Annotated in this window: 8 protein-coding genes; 3 read left to right on the forward strand and 5 right to left on the reverse strand. The window is 32.3% G+C overall.

The window, feature by feature from the left end:
- The 4 genes from recJ to ABWO04_RS08415 form a co-directional block, all read right to left on the reverse strand.
- A partial coding sequence (recJ, locus tag ABWO04_RS08400; RefSeq protein WP_353079087.1) for a single-stranded-DNA-specific exonuclease RecJ occupies positions 1 to 1,497 on the reverse strand: 1,497 nt, incomplete at its 3' end.
- A 172-nt stretch (positions 1,498 to 1,669) separates the two neighbouring features.
- Positions 1,670 to 1,984, reverse strand: a complete 315-nt coding sequence (locus tag ABWO04_RS08405) for a HopJ type III effector protein (RefSeq protein WP_353079089.1) — start codon at positions 1,982 to 1,984, stop codon at positions 1,670 to 1,672.
- An 11-nt stretch (positions 1,985 to 1,995) separates the two neighbouring features.
- A complete protein-coding gene (gene rsmI, locus ABWO04_RS08410; RefSeq protein WP_353079091.1) occupies positions 1,996 to 2,673 on the reverse strand; it encodes a 16S rRNA (cytidine(1402)-2'-O)-methyltransferase in 678 nt (225 codons plus the stop codon).
- A 100-nt stretch (positions 2,674 to 2,773) separates the two neighbouring features.
- Positions 2,774 to 3,754 (reverse strand): DUF8457 domain-containing protein, encoded by a 981-nt coding sequence (locus tag ABWO04_RS08415; protein WP_353079093.1) that lies wholly within the window; start codon positions 3,752 to 3,754, stop codon positions 2,774 to 2,776.
- A 181-nt stretch (positions 3,755 to 3,935) separates the two neighbouring features.
- On the opposite strand from ABWO04_RS08415, the gene ABWO04_RS08420 reads away from it, so the two are divergent.
- From ABWO04_RS08420 to mscL, 3 genes are read left to right on the forward strand one after another with little or no spacing between them, the layout of a single operon-like run.
- Positions 3,936 to 4,526, forward strand: a complete 591-nt coding sequence (locus ABWO04_RS08420) for a thymidine kinase (protein ID WP_353079095.1) — start codon at positions 3,936 to 3,938, stop codon at positions 4,524 to 4,526.
- Between the two features lie 44 nt (positions 4,527 to 4,570).
- Positions 4,571 to 7,003, forward strand: a complete 2,433-nt coding sequence (locus ABWO04_RS08425; RefSeq protein ID WP_353079097.1) for a bifunctional UDP-N-acetylmuramoyl-tripeptide:D-alanyl-D-alanine ligase/alanine racemase — start codon at positions 4,571 to 4,573, stop codon at positions 7,001 to 7,003.
- A 50-nt stretch (positions 7,004 to 7,053) separates the two neighbouring features.
- Positions 7,054 to 7,428, forward strand: coding sequence for a large conductance mechanosensitive channel protein MscL (gene mscL / locus ABWO04_RS08430; RefSeq protein ID WP_291242620.1), 375 nt, complete (start codon positions 7,054 to 7,056; stop codon positions 7,426 to 7,428).
- Positions 7,429 to 7,487: 59 nt separating this feature from the next.
- Here mscL and ABWO04_RS08435 read toward each other — a convergent pair.
- Positions 7,488 to 8,373 (reverse strand): efflux RND transporter permease subunit (locus ABWO04_RS08435; RefSeq protein WP_353079100.1); only part of this gene is annotated, 886 nt, incomplete at its 5' end.

Genomic DNA, 8,373 nt, shown 5'->3' on the forward strand with positions numbered 1-8,373 from the left:
ACCCAATGTTTTGGCGTAACCTGAATCGATTACATTTTTAGACATAAAAACTGGTGTCATATTTTCTGGCCCAAAGGGTTCAAATTGTTTTAAAATCCGCATAAATTTTTCGTCAAAATCTGAAAAATTCATTTCTAAATCTACTGAGATTTCAGGAATTAATAAATCGGGATGAATGGTTTTTTTGACTTCATTTTCAAAAGCTGCTTTGAATTTTTCGTAATTTTCTTGTTTCAATGTCATTCCTGCAGCATACATATGGCCACCAAATTGTTCCAAATGTTCGGCACACGCTTCTAACGCATTATATACGTCAAAATCTTTTACGGAACGTGCCGAAGCGGCTAATTTATCGCCACTTTTTGTAAAAACGATCGTTGGACGATAATACTTTTCAACCAAACGAGATGCGACAATTCCGATGACTCCTTTGTGCCAATTTTCTTGATATACAACCGTTGAAAATCGGTTTTGCTCGTTGTTTTCTTCGATTTGAAGTAACGCTTCTTTAGTAATTTGTTTGTCCAATTCTTTTCTGTCCGAATTATGTTGCTCAATTTCAGATGCAAATTGTTCCGCTTGTTCTAAATTATATTCGGTTAAAAGTGCTACGGCTTCGTTTCCGTGTTTCACTCTTCCGGCAGCATTAATTCTTGGTGCTACGATAAAAACCACATCGGTTATCGTTAAGACTTTTTTCTTTACATTTTGAATTAAGGCTTTAATTCCTGGTCGCGGATTGGTATTTATGACTTCTAACCCAAATTTAGCTAAAACTCTATTTTCACCCGTAATTGGAACAATATCTGCAGCAATGGCTGTGGCAACCAAATCTAAATAAGGAAGTAAATCTTCAATAGTTTGGTTTCTATTTTCGGCTAACGCTTGAATCAATTTAAATCCGACACCACAACCACATAATTCGTCATACGGATAGGAACAATCTTCGCGTTTTGGGTCTAAAACCGCAATGGCATCTGGTAAAATATCACCAGGTCGGTGATGGTCGCAAATGATGAAATCGATGTTTTTTGCTTTGGCATAATTCACGTGGTCAATCGATTTAATACCGCAATCCAAAGCTATAATTAAGGAAACATTGTTGTCTTCGGCATAATCAATTCCGAGATAGGAAATTCCGTAACCTTCGTTATATCGGTCTGGAATGTATGTCGCCACATTCGGATAAAAACTACGCAAATAACTCGAAACTAAAGAAACAGCGGTTGTTCCATCTACATCATAATCGCCAAAAACTAAGATATTTTCGTTATTGGCAATGGCTTTTTCGATACGAGAAACGGCTTTGTCCATATCTTTCATTAGATACGGATTGTGCAAATCTTGTAAAGTGGGCCTGAAAAATGTTTTGGCTTGTTCAAAGGTTTCTATTCCTCTTTGAACTAATAAAGTAGCGATGATTTCATCGACTTGAAGGGCGTTTTGTAAGGCTTGTACTTTTTCTTTTTCTGGCTTTGATTTTAGATTCCAACGCATAATGATTTTGGATTTACGATTTGTGATTTACGATTTTTGGCTTATAGTATTGAATAACAAAGATATAAATATTTTTAATTTCAGCCACTGATTTCTCAGATTATAAGGATTAAATCCGTGCAAATCATATAATCCGTGGCAAAAAATAGTTTAATTCGCTAAGATTTGCTTTTTATTTGGCTTGTAACGCTTCGTCTTCAAAATGAATCCCATCCCAACCGAAAATCATAAAGTTTCTAATATTTTGATGGTCGGTGGCGTCAGGTGAGTTTAAAACATCTTGATAGAAATCACCGAATAACGATAAGGTTTCTTCTTTACTCAAGTGCTGCATTTGAGCAAATGCAAAAATTTTACACGAACCATTATTTTCACCAGCATTGTTTAATTGATTTCCATTTTTGAAAGTCGTAGGTGTGAAAAGGTAATTTTCATCAATGTAAGCGATGGATTCTGGGAAAGATTTTTTGTTGAGTAGATTTTTCATTTTTTAACTAACTATTTTAAACTCTTTCCTCCAACTACCACAACAATTTCCCCTTTTGCCGGTTTTGTTTCAAAGTGTTTTAAGACTTCTTCGGCTGTTCCTCGTATGGTTTCTTCGTGCAATTTTGAAATTTCTCTAGAAACAGAAATGGGTCTATCGGCACCAAAATACTGAATAAATTCGGCTAATGTTTTGTTTAATTTATGTGGAGAAACGTATAAAATCATCGTGCGTGTTTCTTCGGCTAAAGCCAAATAACGTGTTTGTCTGCCTTTTTTATCGGGTAAAAAGCCTTCAAAAATAAATTTATCATTCGGCAAACTACTATTTACCAAAGCGGGTACAAAAGCTGTCGCTCCAGGCAAACAATCTACTTCAATTCCGTTTTCTACACAAGCGCGTGTTAACAAAAATCCAGGGTCAGAAATGGCTGGCGTTCCCGCATCGGAAATTAATGCAATCGTTTCGCCGCCTTTTAATCGAGCAATTACATTTTCTACCGTTTTGTGTTCGTTGTGCATATGGTGACTGTGCATGTGCGTAGTAATTTCAAAATGCTTTAGCAATTTTCCGCTGGTACGTGTGTCTTCGGCTAATATTAAATCAGCTTCTTTGAGCACGCGAATGGCACGAAACGTCATATCGTCTAAATTGCCAATTGGCGTAGGAACTATGTATAATTTACTCATTTGTTTTTTAGTTTGTGGTTGATAGTTTGTGGTTTGTGGTTAAAATAAAAGTGAAAAAAAATATTCAAAATTCAAAAAACCATTAACAATAAACTACAAACTAATTGAATTTATTTTCCACAATTTCTAAAAATCGTACTTCAAATTCTTCTTTATTTTCCCAATTATTATAATCTGGTTTTACAAAATCTAACACAAAAGACTTAGCTTCTTCCCAATTTGTAAAAGTATTTAATTGAGATAATACTCTATTTAAATCGTCGCCGTTTCCAGCAAATAAATTTTTCTCAAAAGCAATTTTATCATTCAATCCTAAAACTATCGCTTTTCCGTTTACAACTGGAATTTCTTCTTTAGTTTCCGACACTATTTCTATCTCAACTTCTGGAGTTGATTCTGAAATTGGCTCAACTTCACTACTTATTTCTTCAACTTTCTCTTCAATAATTTCATCTTCTGTTATGGGTTCTGAACTATCAGAAGTTGGCTCATTTTCAGTTTCTTTTTTTTCAAAAAACGTATCTTGATAATCGTGTACTAAAATGTCTTCCATTGAAATTTGTTTGGTCACTTTTGTACCAATAATTTCAGGATTTGAAGACGTTTTTTTCTTCTTTATTTGAGTTTCAATTACTTGTTCTGGCGCTTCTTCTTGAACTGATTTTTCTTCAAGTAATTCTTCTTCAAGAGTTTCTTCCTCAATACTTTCAGAAATAATTTCTTCTTTTTCAATTTCTACAATATCGCTTGAAGGAAAAAGTTCGTGAGAAATATCATTTTTTTCAAAAAGTTCTTCTTCAATTTGTGCAATATGCTCTTTTGAAGCCATTTCTACATAAATTTCTTCTTCATCTACAACATCAATGGTTCCTACTATAATTTTTTCTACTTTTTCTTCAAACAATTCTTCAGAAAATTCTTCATTTACCAAAGCCGTATTCGCTTCGTAAAATTTTAAAAGCGCTAATTGCTCATACAATTTTTTTACTTCCTCAAGTAATTGAATAGTTTCTGTATGACTTTTAAGCTTTAATAAACGGTGCGCTATGCTAATTAATTCGCCTTCAATTTTTTTCTTCATAACTTTTTGTTTGTGTTGAACTTTTATAGCGTTGATTTTTATATTTTTGTTATAATTACAAAGGTAAAAGAAATTATGTGTATAAATTCTTGTAGAAAGTATTTTTACAATTTTTTTTTCAACATAAATGTACACATATTTTTATACCTTTATCTTGAAGTTAATTAATTTAGATTAAAAAATGTTTTTAGAAAATACGGTAAATCAGGAAGAACAATTTGGTTGGATAGAAGTTATCTGTGGCTCTATGTTTTCAGGCAAAACAGAAGAATTAATTAGACGATTAAAACGCGCACAATTTGCCAAACAAAAAGTGGAGATTTTTAAACCTGCTGTAGATACTCGATATGATGATGAAATGGTAGTATCACACAATAAAAACGAAATTCGTTCTACACCAGTTCCAGCTGCAGAAAATATTAGAATTTTAGCCCAAGGTTGCGATGTTGTAGGTATTGATGAAGCCCAGTTTTTTGATGATGAAATAATTACAATTTGTAATGATTTAGCCAATAGTGGCATTAGAGTAATTGTTGCCGGTTTAGATATGGATTTTAAAGGCAATCCTTTTGGACCAATGCCTGCACTTATGGCAACTGCAGAATATGTTACAAAAGTTCACGCAGTGTGCACCAGAACTGGAAATTTAGCTAATTATAGTTTTAGAAAATCGGATGATAAAAAATTAGTAATGCTGGGCGAAACTGAAGAATACGAACCTTTAAGCAGAGCCGCTTATTATAAAGCGATGCGTGAAGAAAAAGAAAAGTAAATTCAATTCGGATTTTAGCAATTTGCACTAACAAATTCATAAAAATGGTAGTAAAATCTAACATATTACACGAAGCCAAAATAAACTTCTCTAATTCTAAGATGGAATTTGAGCATATTTCTATTGATAGTCGTAGTTTACAAAACGGAAGTGCTACTTTATTTTTTTGTTTGAGAGGACAAAATAATGATGCGCATATTTTTATAGAAAGTTTAATTAAAAAAGGGGTGCAACATTTTGTTGTAGAAAACATTCCTGAATCTGTAAAAGGCAAAGCTCATTTTTGTTTCGTAGAAAACACCACAATCGCTTTACAAAATTTAGCAAAAGCGTATAAAAATCAATTTCAAATAGAAACTATCGGAATTACAGGAAGTAATGGAAAAACAATTGTAAAAGAATGGTTGAATTTTCTTTTAAGTCCAGATTATGCTGTTGTTAGAAGCCCTAAAAGCTTTAATTCGCAAGTTGGTGTACCGCTATCTATTTTTGGAATCAACGAAAATCACACTTTAGGCATTTTTGAAGCCGGAATTTCTTTAAAAGGCGAAATGCAACATTTAGCAGAAATTATTCAGCCGAATATTGGAATTTTTACTCATTTAGGGAACGCACATCAGGAAGGTTTTACTACAGTTGAAGAAAAAATAATCGAAAAATGTCAGTTGTTTTCTAAAGCTGAAATATTAATTTTAGAAAAAAACGATTGGATAGAAAAACACATTACCATTCCTACCTTTACTTGGAGTTTTGAAGATAATAAAGCAACCGTTTTTATTCAATCGGTACTAAAAAATAATCTAAAAACCAACTTAGAGATTCAGTTTGAAAAAGAAGTATTTACTGTTTCGCTTCCTTTTACAGATGCAATTTCGATTGAAAATGCGATAACTTGTATTTGTACATTACTGTATTTAAAAGTTTCTATTTCGAACATTAAAGAAAGAATTTCGAAATTATATAATATAGAAATTCGACTTCAAGCCAAAAAAGGAATTAATAATTGTTTGTTAATTGATGACAGTTTTTCAAGTGATTATCAATCGTTAAAAATTGCACTGGATTTTTTAGATCAGCAAAAACTACATCAGAAAAAAACCATTATTTTATCGGATATTTTTCAAAGTGGGTTAAATTTAAATGAACTTTATAGTAATGTAATCAAATTATTACAACAAAATAATATTGCACAAATTATTACCATCGGAGAAACCATTGGAAAGTATTTTCAAGATGTGCAAAATGTGATTTCGTTTGCAAACACGCAGGCGTTTTTACAACAATTTAATACCGATTCGTTTAAAAACGAAACCATTTTAATTAAAGGTGCCAGAAGTTTTAATTTTGATGAAATTGTAGTTTTATTAGAAGAAAAAAATCACGAAACGGTTTTAGAAATTAACCTTGATGCTCTAACTGCAAATTATAATTTTTACAAACAAAAACTTCACCAAAATACCAAAATTATGGTTATGGTGAAAGCGTTTGGTTATGGAAATGGCGGCTATGAAATTGCCAAACAGCTGGAACATTTAAAAGTTGGCTATTTGGGTGTGGCTTTCGCCGATGAAGGAATTGCATTGCGGAAAGCAGGAATAACTTCACCAATTATGGTATTAAATCCTGAAATTAGTAGTTATAAAGCTATGATAGCTTATAATTTAGAACCCGAAATGTATTCTCTTTCTGGAATCACTTCCTTTATTGAATTGGCAAAAGAAAAAAACCTCAACGGGTATCCTATTCATATAAAAATAGATACTGGAATGCATCGTTTAGGATTTGAAAAATCGGAAGTTTCAGAATTAATTACGTTATTACAACACAATAATTTTGTGAAAGTAACCAGTATTTTTTCGCATTTAGCCGCATCAGACAACTTTGATTTTAAAGCGTTTACCTTACAACAAATTGAGCAATTTGAAGCCATTGCTACAGAAATTTCTACTACTTTACAAATTCAACCTATTCGACATATTCTAAATACTTCCGGAATTTTTAATTTCTCAGAATATCAATTTGAAATGGTACGATTAGGTATTGGAATTTATGGCGTAGGCAATTCAGAAGAAGAGCAAATTTCGTTGGAAAATGTGAGTGTTTTAAAAAGTATTATTTCGCAAATAAGAACCGTTAACGAAAACGAAAGTATTGGTTATAATAGAAAATTTGTAGTTCAAAAAGAAATGCGAATTGCAACAATTCCTATTGGATATGCAGACGGAATTAGACGTGCTTGGGGAAATGAAAAAGGATATGTACTCATTCACAACCAAAAAGCCGCCATTTTAGGAAATATTTGTATGGATATGCTTATGGTTGATGTTACTTCTATTCCATGTGAAGAACGCGATGAAGTAATAATTTTTGGCGAAAACCCGCACGTACAAGAAATAGCAAGCGTTTGCGATACCATTCCGTATGAAATTTTAACTAGTATTTCGCAGCGTGTAAAAAGAATTTTCTATAAAAATTAAACCTACTCTTTTAGTTTTTTTATAACTTCGTGTAACCAAATTTAACATATATGAAAATTATTTCTGAATTTAAAGATTTTATTGCGAAAGGCAATGTAATGGATTTAGCTGTTGGAGTCATCATTGGAGGTGCTTTCGGTGGCATTGTAAAATCACTCGTTGATGATGTAATTACGCCAGCCATTCTTAACCCTGCCTTAAAAGCAGCAAACGTAGCCGATTTAGCGCTTTTAAAAACTGATGGCGGTATTTTATACGGTAAGTTTTTAGCTGCTGTGATTGGGTTTTTAGTAATTTCTTTCGTAATTTTTTTAATGGTAAAATCACTTAATAAAATTAAAAAAACCGAAGAAGAAATTCCAACACCTTCTGGACCTACACAAGAAGAACTTTTAACTCAAATTAGAGATTTATTAAAAAAATAAACTTTACATAAAAAAAGCTGTTTCTCTCGAAACAGCTTTTTTTTATTGCAGACTAAAAATTAATCCATTATTTCGTTTGCTTTTCTATCTCGTAACCAATATTTCACTCGTTTTACCAAGTAGAACATTACTGGAACCATAACCAATGTTAACACGGTTGCATAGGATAATCCGAAGATAATGGTCCACGCTAAAGGTCCCCAGAAAATTACGTTATCCCCACCCATATATAAGTGCGGATTAAATTCGGTAATTAACGAGAAGAAATCAAAATTCAATCCAATCGCTAACGGAATTAAACCTAAAATTGCGGTTAATGCGGTTAATAATACCGGTCTTAAACGATTTTTACCCGATTCGATAATGATGTCTTTTATTTCTTCAAGTGATAAATCGTCGTGGCTTTTTAGGTTGTTATCGGCTACTTTTTTATCTAATAATAAGACGAAGAAGTCCATTAATACAATTCCGTTTTTCACTACAATTCCGGCTAATGAAATAATTCCCATCATCGTCATTAAAATTACGAAATCCATATTGGCGATTACATATCCGTAGAAAACACCACTAAAACTCAATAAAACCGTAAACAAAATTACCATAGTTTTAGAAACCGAATTAAACTGTAACACGATAATAATCGTAATTCCGGCTAACGCTAAAAACAGTGCATACATTAAGAAACTTTGATTTTTTCCTTGTTCTTCTTGTACACCAGAAAACGAATAACTCACCGTTTTTGGAAATTTATACGATTTTAATTCCGATTCAATTTGTTTTGTAATTTCATCACCATTATAACCCGTCAACACATTAGAATACACCGTCATAATACGTTTCTGGTTTTTTCTTTTGATTTGATTGTATGTGGTGGTTTTATTGGTTTCTGAAACTGCCGAAATAGGCACTTGCATCATTTGACCGTTATTCTGATTTCGAAACGTG

Source organism: Flavobacterium sp. (assembly GCF_040382755.1).
Taxonomy (GTDB): Bacteria; Bacteroidota; Bacteroidia; order Flavobacteriales; family Flavobacteriaceae; genus Flavobacterium.